At 41.1% G+C, this 24,738-nt stretch carries 21 protein-coding genes; 17 read left to right on the forward strand and 4 right to left on the reverse strand.

Features of this window, described 5'->3' with window-relative positions; all coding sequences use genetic code 11:
- Positions 1 to 84: 84 nt before the first annotated feature.
- The 13 genes from hpf (at position 85) to trxB (ending at position 13,147) form a co-directional block, all read left to right on the forward strand.
- On the forward strand, positions 85 to 639 hold the full coding sequence (gene hpf, locus CPS94_RS01480; protein ID WP_004048318.1) for a ribosome hibernation-promoting factor, HPF/YfiA family: 555 nt from the start codon (positions 85 to 87) through the stop codon (positions 637 to 639).
- 157 nt (positions 640 to 796) lie between these two features.
- Entirely contained in the window at positions 797 to 3,157 is a 2,361-nt protein-coding gene (gene secA, locus CPS94_RS01485) for a preprotein translocase subunit SecA (RefSeq protein WP_004048315.1), read from the forward strand.
- A 74-nt stretch (positions 3,158 to 3,231) separates the two neighbouring features.
- A protein-coding gene (gene prfB, locus CPS94_RS01490; RefSeq protein WP_191983786.1) for a peptide chain release factor 2 occupies positions 3,232 to 4,348 on the forward strand; the annotation gives its coding sequence in 2 pieces (ribosomal slippage) (positions 3,232 to 3,303 and positions 3,305 to 4,348; 1,116 coding nt in all).
- Positions 4,349 to 4,368: 20 nt separating this feature from the next.
- Positions 4,369 to 5,064: a cell division ATP-binding protein FtsE gene (gene ftsE / locus CPS94_RS01495; protein WP_112286517.1), complete on the forward strand. Its 696-nt coding sequence runs from the start codon at positions 4,369 to 4,371 to the stop codon at positions 5,062 to 5,064.
- Positions 5,045 to 5,932, forward strand: coding sequence for a permease-like cell division protein FtsX (ftsX, locus tag CPS94_RS01500; protein ID WP_112286333.1), 888 nt, complete (start codon positions 5,045 to 5,047; stop codon positions 5,930 to 5,932). Before ftsE ends, ftsX begins: the two co-directional genes overlap by 20 nt.
- Positions 5,933 to 6,164: 232 nt before the next feature.
- Positions 6,165 to 7,307, forward strand: a complete 1,143-nt coding sequence (locus CPS94_RS01505; protein ID WP_112286334.1) for a PDZ domain-containing protein — start codon at positions 6,165 to 6,167, stop codon at positions 7,305 to 7,307.
- Between the two features lie 45 nt (positions 7,308 to 7,352).
- On the forward strand, positions 7,353 to 8,066 hold the full coding sequence (locus CPS94_RS01510; protein ID WP_112286518.1) for a response regulator transcription factor: 714 nt from the start codon (positions 7,353 to 7,355) through the stop codon (positions 8,064 to 8,066).
- Entirely contained in the window at positions 8,059 to 9,438 is a 1,380-nt protein-coding gene (locus CPS94_RS01515) for a sensor histidine kinase (RefSeq protein ID WP_112286335.1), read from the forward strand. Before CPS94_RS01510 ends, CPS94_RS01515 begins: the two co-directional genes overlap by 8 nt.
- A gap of 25 nt (positions 9,439 to 9,463) precedes the next feature.
- Positions 9,464 to 9,787: a PspC domain-containing protein gene (locus CPS94_RS01520; protein ID WP_004048292.1), complete on the forward strand. Its 324-nt coding sequence runs from the start codon at positions 9,464 to 9,466 to the stop codon at positions 9,785 to 9,787.
- Position 9,788: 1 nt separating this feature from the next.
- A complete protein-coding gene (locus CPS94_RS01525) occupies positions 9,789 to 10,145 on the forward strand; it encodes a phage holin family protein (RefSeq protein ID WP_004048289.1) in 357 nt (118 codons plus the stop codon).
- A gap of 204 nt (positions 10,146 to 10,349) precedes the next feature.
- Entirely contained in the window at positions 10,350 to 11,294 is a 945-nt protein-coding gene (hprK, locus tag CPS94_RS01530) for an HPr(Ser) kinase/phosphatase (protein WP_112195574.1), read from the forward strand.
- 10 nt (positions 11,295 to 11,304) lie between these two features.
- The gene (gene lgt, locus CPS94_RS01535; protein WP_112195573.1) at positions 11,305 to 12,147 is read left to right on the forward strand and encodes a prolipoprotein diacylglyceryl transferase; all 843 of its coding nucleotides are present in this window, start codon (positions 11,305 to 11,307) and stop codon (positions 12,145 to 12,147) included.
- A gap of 73 nt (positions 12,148 to 12,220) precedes the next feature.
- The gene (gene trxB, locus CPS94_RS01540; RefSeq protein ID WP_112286336.1) at positions 12,221 to 13,147 is read left to right on the forward strand and encodes a thioredoxin-disulfide reductase; all 927 of its coding nucleotides are present in this window, start codon (positions 12,221 to 12,223) and stop codon (positions 13,145 to 13,147) included.
- Positions 13,148 to 14,374: 1,227 nt separating this feature from the next.
- Here trxB and CPS94_RS11270 read toward each other — a convergent pair.
- The 4 genes from CPS94_RS11270 to CPS94_RS01555 form a co-directional block, all read right to left on the reverse strand.
- Positions 14,375 to 14,545 (reverse strand): hypothetical protein, encoded by a 171-nt coding sequence (locus CPS94_RS11270; protein WP_162626389.1) that lies wholly within the window; start codon positions 14,543 to 14,545, stop codon positions 14,375 to 14,377.
- Positions 14,546 to 14,557: 12 nt separating this feature from the next.
- Positions 14,558 to 14,986 (reverse strand): ArpU family phage packaging/lysis transcriptional regulator, encoded by a 429-nt coding sequence (locus tag CPS94_RS01545; protein ID WP_238145366.1) that lies wholly within the window; start codon positions 14,984 to 14,986, stop codon positions 14,558 to 14,560.
- 634 nt (positions 14,987 to 15,620) lie between these two features.
- Positions 15,621 to 16,010 (reverse strand): type II toxin-antitoxin system HicB family antitoxin, encoded by a 390-nt coding sequence (locus tag CPS94_RS01550; RefSeq protein ID WP_039936094.1) that lies wholly within the window; start codon positions 16,008 to 16,010, stop codon positions 15,621 to 15,623.
- Positions 16,011 to 16,061: 51 nt separating this feature from the next.
- Positions 16,062 to 16,247 carry a type II toxin-antitoxin system HicA family toxin gene (locus CPS94_RS01555; RefSeq protein ID WP_112195971.1) on the reverse strand — a complete coding sequence of 62 codons (186 nt, stop codon included), beginning with the start codon at positions 16,245 to 16,247 and terminating at the stop codon, positions 16,062 to 16,064.
- Between the two features lie 498 nt (positions 16,248 to 16,745).
- On the opposite strand from CPS94_RS01555, the gene CPS94_RS01560 reads away from it, so the two are divergent.
- The 4 genes from CPS94_RS01560 to uvrA all read left to right on the forward strand — a co-directional run bounded on the left by CPS94_RS01560 (position 16,746) and on the right by uvrA (position 24,712).
- On the forward strand, positions 16,746 to 17,885 hold the full coding sequence (locus tag CPS94_RS01560; RefSeq protein ID WP_112195567.1) for a site-specific integrase: 1,140 nt from the start codon (positions 16,746 to 16,748) through the stop codon (positions 17,883 to 17,885).
- 109 nt (positions 17,886 to 17,994) lie between these two features.
- A complete protein-coding gene (locus tag CPS94_RS01565; RefSeq protein WP_112195565.1) occupies positions 17,995 to 19,722 on the forward strand; it encodes a phospho-sugar mutase in 1,728 nt (575 codons plus the stop codon).
- A gap of 124 nt (positions 19,723 to 19,846) precedes the next feature.
- Positions 19,847 to 21,847 (forward strand): excinuclease ABC subunit UvrB, encoded by a 2,001-nt coding sequence (gene uvrB / locus CPS94_RS01570; RefSeq protein ID WP_112195563.1) that lies wholly within the window; start codon positions 19,847 to 19,849, stop codon positions 21,845 to 21,847.
- Positions 21,848 to 21,865: 18 nt separating this feature from the next.
- Entirely contained in the window at positions 21,866 to 24,712 is a 2,847-nt protein-coding gene (uvrA, locus tag CPS94_RS01575) for an excinuclease ABC subunit UvrA (protein WP_112195561.1), read from the forward strand.
- The last annotated feature ends 26 nt before the right edge of the window (positions 24,713 to 24,738 follow it).

Below are 24,738 nucleotides of genomic sequence, written 5' to 3' on the forward strand. Positions count from 1 at the left end.
AAATAGAGATAAGGTAAGACTAATAAAGTATATACCTAGTCTTTTAAGCATATAAAATGCTTAGTTGTGAAAGGAGAGGTTATCATGTTAAAGATTAATGTTCGTGGTGAAAATATTGAGGTTACGGGTGCGATCCGTGAATATGTGGAAAAGAAACTTTCCAAGCTTGAAAAGTATTTTGAGGATACATCTAATTCTACCGCTCACGTAAATCTTAAAGTGTATTCTGACAAGAACAGCAAGGTAGAAGTTACGATCCCGCTTCCATACTTGGTATTGCGTGCCGAAGAGACTTCACCAGATATGTATGCAAGCATTGATCTGGTAACGGATAAGCTTGAACGTCAAATCAGAAAATATAAGACAAAACTTAACCGCAAATCACGCGAAAAGGGCTTCAAGCATATGGAATTCGTTCCGACCGAAGATCCAAAACAAGCTGAAAAAGAAGATAAAAAATTCGAAGTTGTCCGTACAAAGAGCGTTTCATTGAAACCAATGGACGTGGAAGAAGCTATCTTGCAGATGGACATGTTAGGTCATGATTTCTTTATCTATGAAGATGCAGAAACTGAAGGCACAAACATTGTCTATCGTCGTCGAGATGGTCGTTACGGCTTGATCGAAGCTAATAACTAAGCTATCCTTGTGATGCTTTAAGCGCCTGATATATTTCAGGCGCTTTTTGTAGTCTAATTGTAATTGTTTGAGCAACAATAAAATGCTAAAATAAGAAGAAGTATATTTTTATTTGAAAAAAATAATGTAATCGTTGCAGAAAGGATTTATAAAGTAAATGGCAAATGTCCTAAAAAAATGGGTCGAAAGTGATAAACGCGAATTAAAACGCCTTGGAAAGATCGCTGATCAAGTCGAAGCTTATGCCAATGACATGGAAGCTTTGTCCGATGAAGAATTAAAAGCAAAGACCCCTGAATTTAAACAACGCTATCAAAATGGTGAAACTTTAGATGATCTCTTGCCGGAAGCCTTTGCGGTCGCACGCGAAGGGGCTAAACGTGTGTTGGGGCTATACCCTTACCGGGTCCAAATCATCGGGGGTACAGTATTACATGAAGGTAATATTGCCGAAATGCGGACTGGTGAAGGTAAAACCTTGACTGCGACAATGCCGGTCTACCTCAATGCCTTATCAGGTGAAGGGGTCCACGTTGTTACCGTTAACGAATATCTTTCAAGTCGTGATGCTACTGAGATGGGTGAATTATACAATTGGCTCGGTCTAACGGTCGGTTTGAACGTTGCAGATAAGACTCCAGAAGAAAAACGCGAAGCTTATGCTTGTGATATCACATACTCAACTAACAGTGAGCTTGGTTTTGATTACTTACGTGATAACATGGTAGTTTACCGCGAAGATATGGTCCAACGTCCATTGAACTTTGTTATCGTCGATGAGGTCGATTCGATCTTGATCGATGAAGCAAGAACACCGTTGATCATTTCTGGACAAGCAACTGCAGCTACTCAGTTATATACTCGGGCTGATCGCTTTGCTAAGACTTTGAAAAAAGACGAAGATTTTAAAGTGGATCTAGAATCAAAGACAGTTTCTTTGACCGAAGAAGGTATCCAAAAAGGTGAAAAATATTTTGGCTTGACTAACTTATTTGACCCTGACAATACAGCTTTGAATCACCACTTAGATAATGCTTTACGTGCTAACTACATCATGTTACGCGATAAAGATTATGTGGTCCAAAATGATGAGGTCATGATCGTTGACCAATTTACTGGACGTATCATGGATGGTCGTCGCTATTCAGATGGCTTGCACCAAGCGATCGAAGCTAAAGAGCATGTTAAGATCGAAGAAGAAACTAAGACGATGGCTAACATCACTTACCAAAACTTCTTTAGAATGTATAAAAAGCTCTCTGGGATGACTGGGACAGCTAAAACGGAAAAAGAAGAATTTCGTGAAATTTACAACATGGAAGTCGTAACGATCCCAACGAACCGTCCGATCTTACGTGAGGACCGTCCAGATCTGTTATATTCGACTTTAGAAAGTAAATTTAAAGCTGTTGTTGAAGATATCAAAGAACGCCATGCGACTGGGCAACCAGTTTTGGTCGGTACAGTAGCAGTCGAAACGTCTGAGTTATTATCTCAAATGTTAGAGCAAGCGGGGATCCCCCATGCGGTATTGAATGCTAAAAATCACGCTAAAGAAGCTGAGATCGTGGTAAATGCCGGGCAACGTGGTGCGGTAACGATCGCGACAAACATGGCTGGTCGTGGGACTGACATCAAGTTAGGACCTGGTGTGCGTGAGATCGGTGGTTTGGCTGTTATCGGGACAGAGCGCCATGAATCGCGCCGTATCGATAATCAGTTACGTGGTCGTTCGGGACGTCAAGGTGATCCTGGTGTGACACAGTTTTATCTTTCACTTGAAGATGATCTGATGTTGCGTTTTGGTTCTGAACGGATCAAACATTTCTATGAAACGATGAATATTGCAGATGATACTGTGATCCAATCTAAGATGATCACGCGTCAAGTAGAATCCGCGCAAAAACGAGTCGAAGGTAATAACTACGATACACGTAAACAAGTTTTACAATATGATGACGTGATGCGGGCCCAACGTGAGGTCATCTACTCGCAACGTCAACAAGTCATTATGGAAACTGACTCCTTGAAACCAGTCATTATGCCGATGATCAAACGGACGGTCGAACATAACGTTCAAATGAATACAGTCGGTGATAAAAAAGACTGGAATTTAGATGGGATCGTTGATTTTGCGATCGGAGCGATGGTCAATGAAGATAGTATCAGTAAAGATGATTTCGCTGGTAAGAGCCAAGAAGAGATCGTTTCCTACTTGATGCAAAAGGCCGAAGAAAACTATGCTGCTAAAGAAGCCCAATTAAATGATAAAGCTCAAATGCTAGAATTTGAAAAAGTTGTTATTTTGCGTGTGGTCGATGCACGTTGGACTGATCATATCGATGAGATGGATCAGTTACGTCAATCGATCGGTTTGCGTGGTTACGGCCAGCTAAATCCGTTAGTTGAATATCAATCAGACGGTTTCAGAATGTTTGAACAAATGGTCGGTGACATTGAGTATGATGTGACCCGTCTCTTCTTGAAAGCTGAGATCCGTCAAAATATTAGTCGCTAATAGTTAGAAGAAGACCAGTTTTGACTGATCTTCTTTTAACTTGCATACGAATAATTTGTAATTGAGGGAATAATATGGAAATTAATGAATATAAGAAAGAAATCGAAGCGATGAAAGCTAAAATTTCGGACTTTAGGGGGTCTCTTTGACTTAGAAGGTCTGGAAGAACTCATTTCAGAAAATGAAATGAAGATGGCTGAACCGGGTTTTTGGGATGATCAAACTAAAGCCCAAACGGTCATCAACGAAAATAACGAGCTCAAAGCTAAATATGATAACTTTCATCAATTAGCTACGGCGGTCGAAGAATTAGAAGTTTTATATGAATTGGTCCAAGAAGCACCTGAAGCTGAAATGTTGACTGAATTAGCTGAAAACTATGCTACGACTAAACAAAAGTTAGAAAGTTACCAGCTGACATTATTGCTAAATGAGCCCTACGATAAAGATGATGCGATCTTGGAGATCCACCCAGGTGCTGGGGGAACTGAGTCACAAGATTGGGGTTCAATGTTGTTGCGGATGTATACTCGTTGGGCTGAGCAGCATAATTTTACAGTCACGACACAAGACTATCAACCCGGTGATGAAGCTGGGATCAAGTCAGTAACATTGACGATCTCAGGGCATAATGCTTATGGGTATTTACGTGGTGAAAAAGGTGTCCACCGCTTAGTTCGGATCTCACCTTTTGATTCAGCTGGGCGTCGACACACGTCATTTGCTTCAGTCAATGTTATGCCTGAATTGGATGATGACGTGGAAGTAGAATTACGTCCAGAAGATATCAAGATGGAAGTCTTTAGAGCTAGTGGTGCTGGGGGACAACATATCAATAAGACCTCCTCAGCTGTGCGCTTGATCCACGAACCAACGGGGATCGTTGTGTCTAGTCAAGCTCAGCGTTCGCAATTTCAAAACCGGGCAACCGCTGAAAAAATGTTACGGTCGAAATTGTATCAGATCGAGTTAGAAGAACAAGAGAAAAAACGGGCTGAGATCCAGGGTGAGCAACTAGATATCGGTTGGGGCTCACAGATCCGTTCCTATGTCTTCCACCCTTATTCAATGGTCAAAGATCATCGGACTAATTTTGAAACGGGTAATACGCAGGCAGTAATGGATGGAGAGTTAGACGGATTTATCAATGCTTATCTCCAATGGAAATTACAAAAAACAAATCCAAGCTAAAAAAGAAAGGAAGAAACAGCTTGATAGAATATAAAGATGTTGTCAAAAAATATGACGGCGATACGTTGGCAAATGATCATATTTCCTTAAAGATCGAGCAAGGCGACTTTGTTTATGTCGTTGGTCCTAGTGGAGCCGGGAAATCGACTTTTATCAAAATGATGTATCATGAAGAAGTACCAACTTCGGGTCATATCAAGGTAAATGATCATAACTTGGAGAGTATGAAAAATAATGAGGTCCCTCTTTTACGGCGTGAATTAGGGATCGTGTTCCAAGATTTTAAATTGTTACCGCGCTTGACTGTTTTTGAAAATATAGCTTATGCGCTCCATGTTATCGAAAAAGAACCAAAAGAAGTAGAAAAACGGGTCGCTCATGTCTTAGATCTGGTTGGTCTAGCTGATAAAAAAGACAGCTTCCCAGATGCATTGTCTGGTGGGGAACAGCAACGGGTCGCAATTGCGCGTGCGATCGCAAATAAGCCAACGATCTTGATCGCTGATGAACCAACAGGAAACCTTGATCCAGACACTGCACGTGGGATCATGGATATCTTAGAAAAGATCAATCAAGAAGGAACAACGATCGTTATGGCGACCCACAATAGTTTTATTGTAAATGAATACCGGCATCGCGTGATCGAAGTTTCGGATGGCAAGATCGTTCGAGATCAAGAAGAGGGGGATTATACTGATGAAAACAGTCACGCTTAAGCGCCATTTAAAAGAAAGTTTAAAGAGCTTAAAACGTAATGGGTGGATGTCAGTTGCTGCTGTTAGTGCGGTAACTGTGACTTTGATCTTAGTCGGGGTCTTATTGTCGATCTTGCTAAATATCAATAAAATTGCTCATGATGTTGAAAATGATGTGCAAGTTCGGGTCGATATCGCTCGAGATACAACTAAAGAACAGCAAGCACAGCTGAAAGCAAAGTTACAAAAGATCGATGGTGTTAAAAAAATTAGTTTTTCAAGTAAGAAAAACGAGTTGAACAATGTGGTCGGAACTTATGGAAAGGAATTCCAATTATTCAAGGGTGATGATAACCCCCTTCATGATATTTTTATCGTTGATACGAATTCCCCAACTGAAACTATCAGTGTAGCTAAAAAAGCTAAAAAGTTACAATATGTATATGATACACGCTATGGTGGGGCTTCAGCTAAGAAGTTATTTAGGGCAATGGCAGCGATCCAGCGTTGGGGCTTAGTGATCAGCTTGCTCTTGCTTTTTGTGGCAGTTTTCTTGATCTCCAACACGATCCGGATCACCATCTTATCACGAAGCAATGAAATTGCGATCATGCGTCTAGTGGGAGCAACTAATAGTTATATCCGTTGGCCATTTATCTTAGAAGGTGCTTGGACGGGCTTTTTAGGTGCTATTTTGCCGATCGTTTTGGTCGATGTTGCGTACTTATGGTTATACGGGGTCATGTCAAGTTCAATGGCAAGTACAAGTTATCAGTTGTTAACGCCAGGAACATTTTTATGGCAGATCGATCTCTTGTTGGCAGCGATCGGGATCATTATTGGTGCTCTAGGTTCCGGGCTTTCAATGAGCCGTTTCTTAAAAATTTAGTAATTAAATAGTGAGCCAATCCAGTCAACCAAACGAAGGGCCCACCATGATGCTTGGTATCGTGGTGGGCCTTTCGTGTATTGTCTGACTATAGCTCAGATGTCGGTAGCTGTATTTTGAAGGATTTATGGGACAGTCTTTTCTTTACTATGGTGGTTTTTAAAGCTATAAGTATGTTTCATCTGCAAAAATTGTTATAATGTAACCAAACACTTAGAAAGGACTGGAATCTTTGCAACTTTTAAAAAGTGTGGGTCTCTTTTTTATCCAGCCGTTATTTTGGGCGGGGATCTTGATGACCTTGATATCTTATCAATTACGATTAAAAAATGAACGCCGTAATTTTAGGATCGCGATCGATCGAGATTTTTATGAAGCACGGCACTTTGTCAAACATGGCTTATTATTTTTAGTACTAGGGTCATTGTTTGCGCTTATTTTAGGGTTGAGTTTACCGACTCAGACATTGGTTTTATACCAGATCTTAGCAGTAGTGGCACTTTTGTTCATTAACGTAGGAGATCTTAGTCTAGCAGCGCTTTTGGTCACTGGGATAGTGACATTTGTCTTGAGTGAGACACCGGTTGGAAGTGAGGCTAGTTGGGGAAGCTATATTTTGCCTCATGACCTGGGACCACGATTTGGTAGTGCTATTTTACTTTTAACTGCGATCTTAGCCCTTTTCCAAGCTTTTTTAGCACGTGAAAATAAGACTGACTGGTTTAGTCCCAAGATCTTTGCTGGTAAACGTGGGCGCCGGATCGCGGGTTATACTTGGCGTGAATTTACGGTCTTTCCACTGATAATGTTTATACCCGGCATGAATTTTGATTCGTGGCAACAGTGGCTTGATCCGAGTCAATATTTAACGCATTTTATGGTAGTGCCACTATTTGTGGGGGCTTTTTGCAAGATCTATAAGCAACAACCAAAAGAGGCCTTACACTTACGCCAACGCCAAAGTTATCTGACTGCGTTTTTAGCAGGACTTTTAGCAGTAGTAGCGTATTTTGTGCCAGTGGTAGGTTTTTATGGAATCGCTGGTTTGTTATTAGTTTTGGTGGCGCAAGCATTTAGCCGTTTGAAAGCCGATCATGATGCTAAACGCTGGTATGTAGAAACTTCGGAAGGCGTGCGGATCGTAGCGGTCAAACCAGAGACACCAGCAGCTAAGATGAAACTTGAAGTTGGTGATATTATCCTTGAATGTAATGGGATAAAAGTGGCGACAGGCGATGAACTTTATGAAGCATTACAAAAAAGTCCAGCTTATTGTCGTTTAAAAGTCAAAAATTTTGAAGGCGAACTAAAATTAGCTGAAAGTGCGATCTATGCAGATTCACCACATGAGATCGGACTGGTACTATTTGAATAAGATGCAAAGGGGGACGACTTTGGAAAAACAAGGTCGTAGATGAATGTGAAAAAAGTATTAGTAGTTGAAGATGACACTGCAATAAAGACCCTGCTCAAGTATAATTTGGAACAGGCTGGTTACCAAGCGACAACTAGCAGTGACGGTCAAGTTGGCTATGAACTAGCTTTGAATAATGAATATGATTTTATTTTGTTAGATGTGATGTTACCTAATTTAGACGGTTTAGAGATAACTAAACGCTTGCGTCAAGAAAAAGTGATAACCCCGATCTTGATCATCACAGCACGTGATCAAGAACTTGATAAGATCATCGGGTTAGAATTAGGGGCTGATGATTATTTGACTAAGCCGTTTTCGCCTCGCGAAGTCATCGCCCGATTAAAGGCGATCAGTCGGCGGATCACGCCTAAGGAAGTAACACCTACACCAAAAGCAGATAAGCAAACTCTTTTTAAATATCCAGACTTCACAGTGGATCTAGAACGAGTCAAAGTTATGGTCAAAGATCAGACCGTAGCCTTGACCCCAAAAGAGTTCGAGTTGTTAGCCTATTTTATCAAACGCCCAGGAAGAGTCTTGAGTCGTGAAAAATTATTGAATGGTGTCTGGGGATATGATTATGTGGGTCAAACGCGCATGATCGATATGCACGTTAGCCATCTACGTGAAAAATTAGAGCCTGACCCTAAAAAGCCCAAGTATATAGAAACTTTGCGGGGCTTTGGCTATCGCTTCAATGGTGAGCCAGATGACTGAGATGCGTGAACTATGGCGGTATTTATTACTCTCGTTAGGCGAAGTTTTAGCAGTCGTATTGGTTTATGGCGTGATCTTTCATGAGCATTTTTTGACTGTCTGGCAAGAAGAAGGTGTAGCTTGGATCTTTTTAGCAGTGATCTTAGTAGCGTTAGGCAACTATCTCTTTTTTAAACGTCAAGCCAAACGTCGCTTAACCAGTCAAGCATTGTTGCTCAAAAAGCTAAGTGAGCTAGTTGAAGATCAGCCAAGTCGACATGTTCTGTTACCCAAAGATGACGAGTATTATCAACTTTCGCGTTTGGTAAATCGCCTGCAATCTAAGCAACGCAGCCTTTTGCGAAGGTATCAGCAACAAAATCGTGACTATTTAACGCTACTACAGTCGTTGACGAGCGGTGTGATCGTCTTTGATCAGCGGAAAGAAACTGTTCTATGTAATCACGTGTTAGCTAGCATATTAAATACGACTGAGCTCAAGGGACAACCGTTTTATCAAGTGTTTACGGCAGTCGAGTTGATCGCTGTGACCCAAAAAGTCTACCAGACCAAAGAAGATCAACGTCTCTTGTGGCAAAAAAAAGTTGCTCAAGGTAATGAGTGGTTTGAGGTGCAGGTGGTCTATGTTCCTTTGAGCCGGCACCATTATTCAGTTATGTGTATCTTTAATGATGTGACTGAGATCAAGCAATTAGAGGTCAAACAGCGTGAATTCATGGCAAATGCGAGTCATGAATTAAAGACCCCGCTAACTGCGATCCAAGGCTTTAGTGAGACGCTTTTAGCTGGAGCTTTGGATGATAAAAAAACGGCGCGTGACTTTGTGCAGATCATCTTTGAACAAAGCCAGCAATTGACCGAGTTGATCGAGGACATCTCAGCGCTTGCGCATAACAAAAAGACGCAAGAACTCAAATTAGAGCAGATCAAGCTCAAAGCGTTTTGCGAGCAGATCTTGACTAGCTATTTAGCCCAAAGTAAGGCTAAAAACCTAACGCTCGAGGTGCAGATACCTGATGACTTTGAGATAAATTGTGATATCAAGTACCTGCAACATATAGTCAGCAATTTGATCCAAAATGCGATCAGATATAATGTAGTAGATGGTAAGTTAAAGATCACAGCTACTAGCTCAGCTAATGAGTGGTGTTTAGTTGTCTATAACACAGGGCAAACACTTGCTAATGCTGATAAAGAGCGGATCTATGAGCGCTTTTATCGTGCAGATAAAGCGCGCTCAGCTGAAGGAAGTGGCTTGGGCTTAGCGATCGTTAAAGAGGCAGTCGAGGCTTTATCAGGGCAGATCGTAGTCACGAGTCCGTACAAAAATGGAACTAAATTTACGGTGACCTTACCGTTATTTTTAACATGAAAATGAAAAGAGAGGAAAAATGAGAATGAAAAAGAAACTTTATCGCTCCAATGATTCAGTGGTCTGTGGTGTGTGTGCCGGGATCGCCGAGTATTTTAATATTTCCCCCTGGGTCGTTCGGACCATCTTTTTAGTGGTCGCGATCGCTTGCAAGTTAGTACCACTATTAGTTTATGTTCCGATATTATTATATTTAGGCTTGGCTTTTTATCTACCGAAGCATCCCCATGAAAAATATAATGACGTTTTTACCTTGCTCAGCCGTTTGGGCCAACAAGAAGAAAAGCGTCGTCCGGTGACAGATGCTAAAGAAAGAGATGTTAAGCAAAATAAAAAGGGAGGTAAATAAAATGAATTTTTGGCAACGTACTTTGATCACTGTCTTGGTCTTTTTAGCAACAGCGGGCTTTTTCCCGACTTATTTCCATGTTTCAAGTGTATGGATCGCTTGTTTAGCCGCGATCATCTTAGGCTTGTTGAACATGTTTGTCAAACCGTTATTGGTCATTTTATCTTTACCGATCACAGTGATGACTTTAGGGATCTTTTATCTGTTCATCAACGCCTTTATGTTGGAGCTGACCTCATTTTTGGTCGGAAATTCATTTGAATTTTCAAGCTTTTGGTCTGCGATGATGGTGGCGATCATTTTAAGCATCGTCAATTTAGTGATCACCAACTACACTACACAAAATAGTAATTATTAATTGCTGAAAACGTTTTTTACGGTTAGAATTATCTGTAGTTAGATCCTTTTAGAAAGATGAAATGTGGAGTGGATCAAGAAGAGATGTTAAGCTATCAGATCAGTTGACAGGCTGATAGTAAATAAAATCAAGAAGGGAAAAGCTATATTTCTTTCTATAAGCATAGTTATCATTGCTAATTCACGTTTATATAGCAGAAGACAAATGGCGAATACTGTTAGTGTAAAAAAATTAGTAGCCGATATCAGTAATTTAGAAGTCTATTCTGGAGAACAATACTTAGAAGAACGCCAGATCACGACAGAAGATATTTCACGTCCCGGGTTAGAATTGACGGGATACTTTGATTATTATCCAGAAGAACGGATCCAGCTTTTTGGAATGACCGAGGTCTCATATGGCAATAAAATGAGTTCAAAAGCACGTAAAAAGATCATGGATGAACTTTGTGGTCCTAATACGCCATGTTTTGTGGTCTCACGCTATTTAGCTGTGCCAGCTGAAATGAAGGCTGCAGCCGAAGAACATCATATCCCGATCTTACGGACTAAATTGCCAACGACACGTGTTTCAGCTAAGTTGACCGATTATTTGAGTGGTCGTTTAGCGCAACGTAAATCATTACATGGGGTCTTGGTCGATATTTATGGCCTTGGGGTATTGATCACTGGAGATTCAGGTGTTGGTAAATCTGAAACTGCGCTTGATCTTATCAAACGTGGGCATCGCTTGATCGCTGATGATCGCGTTGAAGTTCACCAACAAGATGAACAGACATTGATCGGTGAAGCTCCACGGATCTTACGACATTTGTTAGAGATCAGAGGTGTAGGGATCATTGATGTTATGAATCTCTTTGGGGCAGGGGCTGTCAGAGCTAAGACGGATATCTCCTTGATCATTCATTTGGAAAACTGGGAAAAAGATAAACAATTCGATCGTTTAGGTAACGGTGAGCAACGGGTAACGATCTTTGATGTTGAGATACCTAAGATCTCGATCCCCGTGAAAGTTGGGCGAAACTTAGCGATCATCATTGAAGCTGCTGCAATGAATTACCGAGCTAAGACAATGGGCTATGATGCGACAAAGGCCTTTGAACGTAATTTAAATGAGTTGATCAGTGAAAATTCAGCAGAAGAGAAATAGGTGTTAAGAATTGAATTTTAGTTTAGGTGTCATCGATCCGATCGCTTTTAGTTTAGGGGGGCTACAGGTCCACTGGTATGGAGTGATCATTGGATGTGCAGTTTTATTAGCGTTGTACCTTGCAGTTAGCGAGGGCAAGAAAAGGCAAGTTCCCGCCGATGATTTTTATGATTATATCTTATGGGCGCTACCGCTCGCTTTGATCAGTGCGCGAGCATATTATGTTATTTTCCAATGGCAATATTATCAAAACGATCTTAGTGAGATCTATCGGATCTGGGATGGCGGGATCGCGATCTACGGTGGCTTATTGGGCGCATTGCTTGTTTTAGTGATCTTCTGTCGTAAAAAACAGTTGTCGGCTTGGCTGTTTTTAGATATCATTTCGCCGACTGTGATCTTGGCTCAAGGTATCGGACGGTGGGGCAATTTTATCAATCAAGAAGCCCATGGTGAAGTAGTATCACATGCGTTTTTGACAAGCTTACATTTGCCGGGATTTATTATTGAGCAGATGAATATCAACGGGATCTATTATCAACCGACCTTTTTGTATGAGTCAGTGTGGGATATCTTAGGCTTTGTGATCTTGATGTTGCTACGACATCGTAAGCACCTCTTTAAACGAGGCGAGATCTTTTTGACTTATGTTGCTTGGTATTCCTTTGGCAGATTTTTCATTGAAGGAATGCGGACAGATAGCTTGATGTTAGGTGCTTTGCGCGTTTCGCAATGGTTGTCAGTCATCTTGTTTATTGGGGCGATCATCTTGCTTGCATATCGGCGTTACTATCGTCCAAATGAACCTTGGTATTTAGCCGGAAATGTTGAATACGAAGGAGAGCTTAAATAATTGAGCTTAATATTTGAAGTTGTTTCAGCAATTTTAGAAGAGTATCATCAAATAATGGGAAGGTGAAGATATTATGGCTAAAAAATATGATGTGATCGTGATCGGTGCCGGTCCGGGAGGTTTGACGGCTGGATTATATGCTTCACGGGCTAATCTGTCGGTTTTGATCTTAGATCGTGGGATCTACGGTGGTCAAATGAATAATACCGCTGAAGTTGAAAATTATCCCGGATTTAAGTCGATCTTAGGACCAGACTTAGCCGAAAAAATGTATCAAGGTGCGACCCAATTTGGAGCGGAATATGCATACGGTAGCGTTGAAAAAGTTGAAGTCAACGGTGATTTAAAACAAGTCATTACCGATAGTGAAACTTATGAAGCACCAGTTGTGATCATTGCTACAGGTTCACAATATCGGAAATTAGGTGTTAAAGGTGAAGCAGAATATGCTGGTCGGGGTGTTTCTTATTGTGCAGTTTGTGATGGTGCTTTCTTTAAAGATCAGCCTTTAGCTGTGATCGGTGGCGGTGATTCTGCTGTTGAAGAGGGGGTCTATCTGGCTAAATTAGCTTCAAATGTCAATATCATCCACCGTAGAGACCAATTACGAGCTCAAAAGATCTTGCAAGAGCGTGCTTTCGCTAACGATAAGATCGACTTTACTTGGGATACTGTTGTCACAAAGATCAATGGTGATGGACAAAAAGTCACGAGCGTATCGACACATAACAAAAAGACGGGTGAAGACGGTGAATTAAAGGTCAATGGTGTCTTTATCTATGTAGGGGTCATTCCTTTAAGTGAGCCGTTCAAAGAACTTGGGATCACTGATGAACAAGGCTGGATCAAGACTGATGAGTTGATGCAAACTAGTTTACCTGGTGTTTATGCGATCGGTGATGTACGGGCTAAAGAATTACGCCAGATCACGACCGCTGTTGGCGATGGAAGTATTGCTGGTCAACAGGCATTTAACTATTTAGAGAGTTTAAAGGATTAAATCAGTAGCACTAGTGGTAGTTTTACTGCTAGTGCTTTTTTGATATCGAATAAATTTTTTGTAAGCGTAAAAGGGCTTGTTATAGCAAGTTTTGCCGATTGATAGTATACTAGATTTGAATTAAGCAGAGGTGTTTTTCCCGCCGTTATGCGCTTTTTAAAGGGTGTTTTTTACAGATTTCAAAAAATAAATAGCTAAAAATTGGATAAAAAGAGACCTAGGGGAGACCCTGAGAGAGACCCCGGAAGAGTCGGGCTAGGTGGTTTAGAATAGTGTATGATCTCAAGTTGGAAGTTCCAGCGCTTTTTTATTTTTACTTGGGTATGACATACTGAAAACAATCAAACAAGGCTAGCCACTTCCTAGATCGTCTACGGGCACTAGGAAGCTTTTTTATTTTCTGATATATGCTATAATGCTGTTAGGGTTTCTCAGTCGATCTATTTACCAATGTTTATAAAACAGTTCTTTAACGTCTTGCGATCGTGTAAGGCGTTTTTATTTGCGTCGTTGGGATGTGATCGCCCACAATTGGACAACGTGCCTCCCTGAAACGTGATATAATACGTTTAACATGAGTTCCAAAGGTGGAACTTGCTAAGAAGTCCCTTGCGATTGTGCAGGGGGCTTTTTGCTCGCTTGCATTTGATCGCTAAAAATAATATACTTGGATATGAAAAAAGAGCTAAGTAGGTTGCGACTACTTAGCCCTTGCGTGGATAGGAAAGTTAATTTCGTTAAAGACTAATTACGATCGTCAAAATCGTGGTTAGTCTTTTTGTATGTCCGATAAGCTATCATCAAATCAATGGAGCATTTTCCGATAGCTAGGATAACCAAGGCAAGTGCCAACGTCCTTAACCTTTCTTGATAGTTTCATGCTACTAGCCTCCTTCTGCGTTTCTAGGGTACTTGAAAAAGAGGGGCTGTAACTTCTCCGCTACTTCCACTAGATCACTTCAAAAGGTAGCTAGCCTTTATCTGATGACCTGCTATTATTCTATGCGATAACGATTAAGACGGCAAGCGATCTATAAAGTGATTTTTGAACGATCGCAAAAAATAGCCATCGAACCAAGTAATAGAATAATGCGAAAAAAGCCGTTTTTTTGATTATTGCCAGTTGAATATATCAGTAAAGAGGGATGTACCAGCAACTAAGCTAGTGCATCCCTTTTTTGGGTTATACAAAAACATAGCTCTAAAACTAACTGTTCAACTGGTGACTTATCTTTCATCGTCTAACTCCTCAAGTCTTTTATCGATCATCAAGCTAAGGCGTTGCAAGTCGTGCCTGCTGGATAGATGCTTGATGTAAAACCTAGAATACCAATGACGGCGTTTTAAATAAACGTTGATCGCTGTAACGATCGCAAGAATGATAATAAATTTTAACAAGTGGGATCACTCCTAATCTTTGTAGGCTGTGAGCCGTGTGCCTGCTGTCATGTCCATGGTTTGAGCAAATAGGGCACAGGCTTTTCTAATCCTATTTTGCGTTTGAGAATGTCCAAAAACTAAGCGTTCTTCAATATGCCACGCTTGTAACTTCTTGATGTATCGTGCTTCTAAAAAAGGTTTATAATCGCCTAGACTGTTAATCACGGCTTCCACGAACTCTAAAACTTGCTTGGCGTTGGCTCGGGTAACTGTTAAATCTTCGATCCCGTTAGCGTGTACGTTACTCTTTGGGGCTAGGCTCATTCTAACGCTGGAAATCTCCGGGATGTTTGCCAATCTCTGATACTTGCTATACTCTGTATCAAACCAGTTAGTAACGTTATTGCGTGTTTTGCTGTAGTCTACTTCTCTGTTATCTGGTGGGTCAAGTCTCATCATGTCCAACGCTCCTAACTGTATCAAGCTCTATAATTTGGGGTATTACTCTATCACGCTATAAAAAGCGTTCTAAGGCGTTTAACGCTATTTTAGTAAATACCACGTTTTGGACTATAGAAGTTTGTAAGCGGAATTATAGAAGCATCAAACAAGCATATAATGCTTTTAGTCTGTTAGATATGTGGTTATTGTGGATCTTACAGTAAAAAAACAGGTGATTTTGAATAACCTGTTTTGTGGTCAATATGATTGACCTCGGATAAATACAGACTTTTAGTTCAGGTTTTACAAACTCGGTCAATATGATTGACTCACTTCTTGAGGTCGTTTGAAACGACCACGGATAATTTGCCGTTTCGCTATCATTTTGAACGACTGCGGACTAAAAACGGGGGGCTATTGCAGATCATGCAACTGTCACAATGTGGATCTATTTATTTACTCGTGAGACGCTTACACAAGCCACTCTGTGAGTTTTTAAATGCTGTCTAGTGTAATTATACTCGAGCGGTATTTGATGTCTGTTTTTCTCGTGTATCTCTTATGCTCTTGAGATTTAAAACGATCTTGGGGGATGTCATACAAAAAACGGGACGCCTTGAGCATCCCAATGTTTAATATTTTATTGTTATGTCTATCTTTGCAAAGCTCTCAGCGCGTCAGTTGTAACTCGTGATACATTGATATTATTTTCTTTTGCCCAATTATTTAAATCTTCAGGGATGGTTATATTTTTGCGTACTGTCTTCCCGTGTTTCTTGAGCCATTGGGTCATATTTACTGAAACAAACACGACCTTCTCATTTTCTGTAAGTTCCCACTCTGTCGGATCCATTGGCTCGGGATAATTCTTTTCGTCACTGATCATAGTTGCGATTGCGTCTTCTGAAAAATAAGCAGCTTCGTTTAAAGTGCTTCCTTGTGTGACCATGCCTTTTATATTTGGCGAGGTGGCAACGAAGTAATGCCCGTCTTCGTCGTTGTATTCTTTGATTATCACTGGGTAAACAATTCTTTGATCCATGATATTTTTTAAGGTATGACAAGACAAGGCGTGTGCTTGCCTTGTTGGTGATTATTTAAGTCCCGCTTGCTTTAGGATAGCTTCTTGCGTTCCTTTGGCTAATTCTTTGGCGTGTGCTGGGACTTCTGTCATTCTTCCGTCTGGATGAACGAATTTTCTATGACAGCCACTCTTGGGGACTTCGATAAACCCGGCTTTTTTAAGCTTTCGTATCATTTTAGCCGGTTTCATTGTCATAACCTTAGCTCCTTTCGTTATTATACTTACATTATACACATTTAGTATGTATAAAGCAACTGTTTTTACTAGAAAAATGCTAATTTTCACCAATAAATAATCAATAAAAACGCCAGTATTATAGGTTTCTTGGTCAATTATCGTCAATACTTCATCAATAAACACCCAATATCCTGTATTTGGCGTCAATATAGGTTTTTATTCTTGCATTTTCTAGCATTTTGCCTAATCACTTCCAAGCAATCAAGGCGGACCAGGTTTGTAATACCCCTTGAAAAAATTCCAATATATTCCAACATTTTTACAGCATGAGCAATCTGCACTAAGCTTCTAAGTGGTTTTGAGCCACTTAGCCAGTGCATCCCTGATTATCCCACTTCTAGGGATGTCATAGATCCAATACATATACAATCGAATAGATACCAGTGATAAAGCCGTCCTATCGTGCATTACTTTAAGCCACCTAGCCCGTGCAATAAAGATAAAGGACTGATAAACATGGCTAAAATTACAGAGTATCAAACGAGCAAAGGGAAGTTTTACCGCTTCCGTGTATATGCTGGGATCGATGAGATGACTGGAAAAAAGAAATATATCAAGCGTGCAGGTTTCAAGACTAAGGCAGAAGCTAAAAAAGAACTGGTCAAGTTAGAATATGATGTTTCAAATGGCAATTACTTCAAGCCACTAGATAGCAAACTTTTTAAAGATGTTTATTTGATGTGGTTAGATCAGTATAAAACAACGGTCAAAGAGTCAACGCTCAATAAGGTGCTGTCACTTTTTAAAAATCAGATATTGCCACAAATGGGGCTGTATCGGGTGGATAAGCTAAACCTTGCTAGCTGTCAAAAAGCGGTCAATGTTTGGGCTAGTAGTTCGCCTGCATCATTTAAGCAGTTGCTTGGGTATGCTTCTAATGTGATAGATTTTGCTAAAAGATTAGAGTTGACCGATCGCAACCCGTTTAAAGATGTCATCAGACCACGTCAAAAGATAATACGCAGTGAACGCAATTACTTTGAACCAATAGAATTAAAACGTTTCTTGACCATTGCGAAAAAAATGGGACTTAAAAACTATGCTGTACTTAGAATATTAGCTTATAGCGGTATGCGAATAGGGGAGCTTATAGCTCTGACGTGGGATGATGTCGATTTTGTAAATAGCACGATCAGCATCAGTAAAACAGTAGCTAGGGGGGGTGGTAATAAGGCTATTGTACAATCTCCCAAAACTCCAGCTAGTAAACACTTGTTGGTCATGGATAACGAAACGATGCAAGTCCTGAGACGTTGGCAAGTCAAGCAAGCTAGTTACTTGTTAAAGTGTGGGATCAATGCGATGTCTAGCAAACAACTAGTATTTAGTAATACTAAAAACGAATTTTTAGCACGCTGTACGGTCTATGCTTGGGTAAAAAAGATCTGTGCGATCGATACCAGTTTGCCTAAGATCACACCCCACGGCTTCAGACACACACACGCTACATTGCTGTTATCTGCGGGTGCTAGCGTCAAAGAAGTTCAAACTCGTTTAGGTCATGAAAAAGTACAAACAACGCTTGATGTTTACACTCACTTGACTAAGCAAGATCAAAAGGCAACGATCAATAAACTTGTTAAATATCTGGGGTAGAGACCCTAAAAGAGACCCTTAAATTTTTTGTAAGCGTAAAAGGGCTTGTTATAGCAAGTTTTGCCGATTGATAGTATACTAGATTTGAATAGATAAATGAGGTGATTATATGAGTTGGGAAGAAACTTATACTATTTGGAACAAACGACCTGATCTAGCACCTGAAGTTCGGGAAGATCTTGATAAGATCGCAAATGATAACGAAGCATTAGAAGATGCCTTTTATACCCCAATGGAATTTGGGACAGCTGGGATGCGTGGTTTGATCGGTGCTGGGATCAACCGCATGAATATTTATACTGTGCGCCAAGCAACTGAAGGTTTGGCACGTTTTATGGATACATTGGATGAAGAAACAAAATTACGTGGTGTAGCGATCAGTTATGATTCACGTCACATGTCACAAGAATTTGCATTTGAAGCAGCCCGCGTTTTAGGGGCTCATGGAATTCCAAGCTTTGTCTTTGAAAGCTTGCGTCCAACACCAGAACTATCCTTTACTGTGCGGCATTTACATGCTTATGCCGGGATCATGATCACAGCAAGCCATAATCCAAAACAATATAACGGTTATAAGATCTATGGTGAAGATGGGGCTCAAATGCCACCAAAAGAATCAGATATGATCACAAATTATATTCGTGAAGTTGATGATCTTTTTGCAGTCGAAGTTGCTGATAAAGACGCTTTGATCAATGACAACACATTGCAAGTCATCGGTTCAGAAGTTGACGAAGTTTATTTAGAAAATGCTAAAGAAGTAACGATCGACCGTGAGTTAGTTGCTGAAGAAGGCAAAACGATGAAGTTGGTCTTTACGCCACTTCACGGTACTGGTGGGATGTTAGGTGAAAAGGCTTTACGTCAAGCAGGTTTTGAAGACTTTACAATGGTCCCAGAACAAGCTATGCCAGACCCAGAGTTTCCAACCGTTGAACATCCAAATCCAGAGTTTACAGAAGCTTTTGATTTAGCGATCAAATTAGGCAAGAGCCAAAAAGCTGATCTTTTAGTGGCTGTCGACCCTGACGCTGATCGTTTAGGAGCAGCCGTTCGACAACCAGATGGTGAATATGAATTGTTGACGGGTAACCAGATCGCAGCTTTGATGTTGAATTATATTTTAACAGCTCGTAAAAAAGCAGGTAACTTACCAGCAAATGGGGCTTTAGTAAAATCGATCGTTTCTAGTGAATTTGCTGCTAAAGTTGCGGCTGACTTTGGGATCGAAACGATCAATGTCTTGACTGGGTTCAAGTTTATCGCTGAACAGATCCAACACTTTGAAGAAACAAATGAACACAGCTTCATGTTAGGTTTTGAAGAAAGTTATGGTTATTTGATCCGTCCGTTTGTGCGCGATAAAGATGCGATCCAATCTTTAGTACTATTAGCTGAAGTAGCTGCTTTTTACAAGAAACAAGGTAAGAATTTATATGATGGTCTACAAGAGTTATTTGAAAAATACGGCTATTTTGCTGAAAAGACGATCGCTTTGACCTTTGATGGGATCGAAGGTGCACAAGAGATCAAAGACTTGATGGCTAAGTTCCGGCAAGAATTGCCAACTGATTTTGCTGGGTATAAAGTGATCGCAGCTGAGGACTATCAAGCTTCCAGTCGTCAAGATGCAGAAGGTAATGTGACAACGATCAACTTGCCTAAGTCAAATGTTTTGAAATACTTCCTTGAAGATGGAACTTGGATCGCAGTTCGTCCTTCAGGTACAGAACCAAAGATCAAATTTTACATTGGAACACAAGGTACTTCCGAAGCTGATGCACAAGCTAAATGTGAAAAATTTGAAAAAGCGATCAATGATTTCATCAAGGGCTAAAGTTTAGCTATTAGCTGTTGAAGACACGGTGATCAGCCGTGTCTTTTTTGGTTCTGCTGATGCGAAAATACGTTCGTTGTGGTATAATCTTGTAAGCAATAGTTTTTAATGAGGGGGTAATCATTTGATCGAACGTCAAGCCGATAAAGAGTTCAAATTAGTTTCAAAATATCAACCAACTGGAGACCAACCGCAAGCGATCAGTGAGCTTGCAGCAGGGATCAAAGCGGGTAAAAAAGAACAGATCTTATTAGGGGCTACTGGGACAGGGAAAACTTTTACGATCTCAAATGTGATCGCCAAAGTCAATAAGCCAACTTTGGTCTTAGCTCATAATAAGACCCTGGCAGGCCAGCTCTATGGCGAGTTTAAAGAATTTTTCCCAGACAATGCTGTTGAGTATTTTGTATCCTACTACGATTACTATCAACCTGAAGCTTATGTTCCTTCAAGTGATACTTATATCGAAAAGGATTCAAGCATCAACGATGAAATCGATAAATTACGTCACTCTGCGACTAGTTCGCTATTAGAGCGCAATGATGTGATCGTAGTGGCCTCAGTTTCATCGATCTTTGGGTTAGGTGACCCCAAAGAATACCGTGATCAAGCTCTTTCATTGCGAGTTGGGCAAGAGCTTGAACGGGACAAGTTGTTGAACCAATTGATCGATGTTCAATTTGAACGTAACGATATCGACTTTCAACGGGGGCGTTTTCGTGTCCGGGGGGATGTAGTCGAGATCTTTCCCGCTTCACGAGATGAACAAGCGCTTAGGGTCGAATTTTTTGGTGATGAGATCGATCGGATCCGAGAAGTTGACCCTTTGACTGGCGAGATCTTAGGTGAGCGCAATCACGTTGTTATCTTCCCAGCAACGCACTTTTTGACAAGTGGCGAACGTTTAGAAGGAGCTATCAAGAGCATCGAGGCTGAATTAGCTCAAAGGTTAGAAGTTTTGCGCGCTGATGGTAATCTATTAGAGGCCCAACGCTTAGAACAACGAACGACCTACGATATTGAAATGTTGCGTGAAATGGGATATTGTTCGGGGATCGAAAATTATTCACGGCATATGGATGGAAGAAAACCAGGTGAAGCACCGTATACATTGTTGGACTTCTTCCCAGATGATTTTTTGATCGTGGTCGATGAATCCCATGTTACGATGCCCCAAGTGCGTGGAATGTACAATGGTGACCGCTCACGTAAGCAGATGTTAGTCGATTACGGCTTTCGGTTGCCAAGTGCCTTGGATAATCGGCCGTTAAAGCTAGCTGAATTTGAAGAGCGAGTAGATCAGATCATTTATATGTCGGCGACCCCAGGTGTTTATGAACAAGAACGTACCGATACAGTCGTACAACAGATCATTCGGCCGACTGGATTATTGGATCCAGAAGTTGAAGTTCGCCCGATCATGGGGCAAATGGACGATCTAGTAGCTGAGATCAATAAACGGACTAAACGAGATGAGCGCGTCTTTGTAACGACTTTGACTAAGAAAATGGCAGAAGATCTGACGGATTATTTCAAAGAGATGAGCATTAAAGTCAAGTATTTGCATTCTGATATCAAGACGCTTGAACGGACCCAGATCGTACGGGATCTTCGTTTAGGAAAATTTGATGTGCTCGTTGGGATCAATTTATTACGTGAAGGGATCGATGTACCAGAGGTCTCCTTAGTTGCGATCTTAGATGCCGATAAAGAAGGCTTTTTGCGCAATGAACGTTCCTTGATCCAAACGATCGGTCGTGCTGCGCGAAATGAAAAGGGACATGTGATCATGTATGCTGACACAATAACAGATTCGATGCAAGCAGCGATGGATGAAACAGCAAGGCGGCGGGCGATCCAAATGCAATATAATGCTGAACATGGGATCGTGCCAAAAACTGTTAAAAAAGCGATCCGCGATGTGATCACAATGACGACTAAACCAAAAGAAAGTACTAAAGCTTTAAATGATAAACTCGATTTTGATGAATTGAGTAAACCAGAACAACGAGAAATGATCGCACGTTTAGAGGAGCAAATGAAAACTGCCGCTAAGAACCTCGACTTTGAGGATGCTGCCGCTTTACGTGATACTGTGATGGAATTAAAAGCACAGCTTGATTAAGCAGAAAGGATGAAAGTTGTGGGAAAAAATAAGATTACGATCCGTGGTGCCAGAGAGCATAATTTAAAAGATATCAATGTTGAGATCCCCAAAGAAAAGCTTGTTGTGATCACGGGTCTCTCCGGTTCAGGTAAAAGTTCGCTCGCCTTTGATACTTTATATGCTGAAGGCCAACGTCGCTATGTTGAGAGTTTGTCAGCGTATGCTAGGCAATTTTTAGGTCAGATGGATAAACCCGATGTCGATTCGATCGATGGACTTTCACCAGCGATCTCGATCGATCAAAAGACGACTTCAAAGAATCCCCGCTCAACGGTTGGGACTGTAACAGAGATCAATGACTACTTGCGTTTGTTATGGGCACGAGTAGGGACGCCGATCTGTCCAAATGATGGTAGTGAGATCACGAGCCAATCGCCAGAGCAGATGGTCGATCGAGTTTTGCAGCTCCCCGAAAGGACTAAACTCCAGATCTTAGCACCGATCGTGGTAGGTAAGAAAGGACAACATAAAAAAGTTTTAGAGAAGATCAAACGTGAAGGTTTTGTCCGAGTCATGATCGATGGAAACTTACGCGATATTGCTGAAGATATCGAACTAGACAAGAATCTCAAACATGATATCTTTGTGGTGGTCGATCGGATCGTTGTTAAAAAAGGGATCCGCTCACGCTTATTTGATTCATTTGAAGCAGCGTTACGCTTGGCTGAAGGCCGGGTGTTCGTTGATGTGATCGGCGACAAGATGTTACAGTTTTCGGAAAACTTTGCTTGTCCTTATTGTGGCTTTACGATCGGAGAACTTGAACCACGACTATTTTCTTTTAATGCGCCTTTTGGAGCTTGTCCAGATTGTGATGGCTTAGGCATGAAGCTTGAAGTCGATATCGATCTAGTCGTACCTGATCGAAAAAAGACCCTTAACGAAGGAGCAATGGAACCATGGAATCCGATCAGTTCCAAATATTATCCAACTTTGTTAAAGCAAGCATGTGAAGCTTTCGGGATCGATATGAATACCCCATTTGAAGATCTACCTCAAGAACAACAAGATATCGTTTTGTATGGTGCTAAAGATAAGACCTTCCATTTCCGGTATGAAAATGATTTTGGCGGGATCCGTGACATTGATACGACCTTTGAAGGGGTCATCCCAAACATTGATCGGCGTTATCATGAGACTAATAGCGATTTTACCCGTGATGTGATGCGTAAATATATGACGAGCTTGCAGTGTCAAACTTGCCATGGTTATCGCTTGAATCGCCAAGCTCTAGCAGTCAAGATCGCCGGTAAGCATATCGGTGAAGTTTCTGATTTACCGATCGCTGATGAATTGGCCTTTTTTGCGGGCTTGGAATTTAGTGAGCAAGCGACTCAGATCGCACGCCCGATCTTAAAGGAGATCAAAGACCGCTTAACATTTTTGGTGAATGTCGGTTTGGATTATCTGAATTTAAGCCGTTCAGCTCGTACACTTTCTGGGGGCGAAGCTCAACGGATCCGCTTAGCGACCCAGATCGGTTCTAACCTTTCAGGAGTCTTATATATTTTAGATGAACCTTCGATCGGTCTACATCAACGTGATAATGACCGTTTGATCGCTTCTTTACGCGCCATGTGTGAGTTAGGAAATACTTTGGTCGTAGTGGAACATGATGAAGACACGATGCGGGCGGCTGATTATTTGATCGATATCGGTCCAGGTGCTGGAATAGAAGGCGGTCAGGTCATGGCTGCAGGTACGCCTAAGCAAGTTGCACGTTCGAAGAAATCGTTGACTGGACAATATCTAGCTGGGAAAAAATATATTCCGATCCCAGCTACTAGGCGTCAAGGGAATGGAAATTTTGTAGAGATCATTGGTGCAACAGAGAATAATCTTAAGGATATCGATGTGAAATTCCCGTTGGGTGAATTTATTGCGGTCACAGGTGTCTCGGGTTCTGGTAAGTCCACATTGGTCAATATGATCTTAAAACGAGCTTTAGCTCAAAAACTACACCATAATTCTGAAAAACCAGGTAAATTCAAGCAGATCACGGGTACTGAACATCTTGAAAAAGTTATCAATATCGATCAAAGTCCGATCGGGCGTACTCCGCGAAGTAATCCGGCGACATATACGGGAGTCTTTGATGATATACGAGGATTATTTGCCCAAACTAACCAAGCTAAGTTACGTGGTTATGGCAAAGGGCGTTTTAGTTTTAACGTTAAAGGTGGTCGTTGTGAAGCCTGCAAAGGGGATGGGATCATCAAGATCGAGATGAATTTCTTACCTGATGTATATGTGCCATGTGAAGTTTGTCATGGAGCGCGTTATAATTCTGAAACACTAGAAGTTGAATATAAAAGCAAAAATATCGCGCAGATCTTAGAAATGAATGTCTTAGAAGCATTAGAATTCTTTAGTGCGATCCCTAAGATCAAGCGTAAATTGCAGACGATCGTTGATGTTGGGTTAGGTTATGTATCATTAGGTCAACCGGCAACGACTTTATCTGGTGGTGAAGCTCAACGAATGAAATTAGCTTCTGAATTGCATCGTAAATCAGCGGGGAAGACCTTTTATATTTTAGATGAACCGACGACCGGTTTGCATACAGATGATATCAAGCGTTTATTGAATGTTTTACAACGATTGGTGGATAAGGGCAATACGGTATTAGTGATCGAGCACAATTTAGATGTTATCAAATCGGCGGACCATTTGATCGATCTAGGACCAGAAGGTGGCCAACGTGGTGGACAGATCGTCGGAGTCGGGACACCTGAAAAATTATGTCAGATCAAACAAAGTTACACGGGTAAATATTTAAAACCGCTCTTGGAAAAGGGGCATTATGAACCACGGCAAGATTAAGACTTGCTTTTTAACCTCAAACTGTT

The sequence above is a fragment of the Ligilactobacillus murinus genome (assembly GCF_003288115.1).
In the GTDB taxonomy this organism is placed as follows: Bacteria; Bacillota; Bacilli; order Lactobacillales; family Lactobacillaceae; genus Ligilactobacillus; species Ligilactobacillus murinus.

Excerpts from the sequence above, each read along its gene's own strand:
- hpf (WP_004048318.1), top strand. The coding sequence starts at position 85 with ATGTTAAAGATTAATGTTCGTGGTGAAAATATTGAGGTTACGGGTGCG.
- secA (WP_004048315.1), top strand. The coding sequence starts at position 797 with ATGGCAAATGTCCTAAAAAAATGGGTCGAAAGTGATAAACGCGAATTA.
- ftsX (WP_112286333.1), top strand. The coding sequence starts at position 5,045 with ATGAAAACAGTCACGCTTAAGCGCCATTTAAAAGAAAGTTTAAAGAGC.
- CPS94_RS01515 (WP_112286335.1), top strand. The coding sequence starts at position 8,059 with ATGACTGAGATGCGTGAACTATGGCGGTATTTATTACTCTCGTTAGGC.
- CPS94_RS01520 (WP_004048292.1), top strand. The coding sequence starts at position 9,464 with ATGAAAAAGAAACTTTATCGCTCCAATGATTCAGTGGTCTGTGGTGTG.
- CPS94_RS01525 (WP_004048289.1), top strand. The coding sequence starts at position 9,789 with ATGAATTTTTGGCAACGTACTTTGATCACTGTCTTGGTCTTTTTAGCA.
- hprK (WP_112195574.1), top strand. The coding sequence starts at position 10,350 with ATGGCGAATACTGTTAGTGTAAAAAAATTAGTAGCCGATATCAGTAAT.
- trxB (WP_112286336.1), top strand. The coding sequence starts at position 12,221 with ATGGCTAAAAAATATGATGTGATCGTGATCGGTGCCGGTCCGGGAGGT.
- CPS94_RS01545 (WP_238145366.1), bottom strand. The coding sequence starts at position 14,986 with ATGATGAGACTTGACCCACCAGATAACAGAGAAGTAGACTACAGCAAA.
- CPS94_RS01550 (WP_039936094.1), bottom strand. The coding sequence starts at position 16,010 with ATGGATCAAAGAATTGTTTACCCAGTGATAATCAAAGAATACAACGAC.
- CPS94_RS01555 (WP_112195971.1), bottom strand. The coding sequence starts at position 16,247 with ATGACAATGAAACCGGCTAAAATGATACGAAAGCTTAAAAAAGCCGGG.
- CPS94_RS01560 (WP_112195567.1), top strand. The coding sequence starts at position 16,746 with ATGGCTAAAATTACAGAGTATCAAACGAGCAAAGGGAAGTTTTACCGC.
- CPS94_RS01565 (WP_112195565.1), top strand. The coding sequence starts at position 17,995 with ATGAGTTGGGAAGAAACTTATACTATTTGGAACAAACGACCTGATCTA.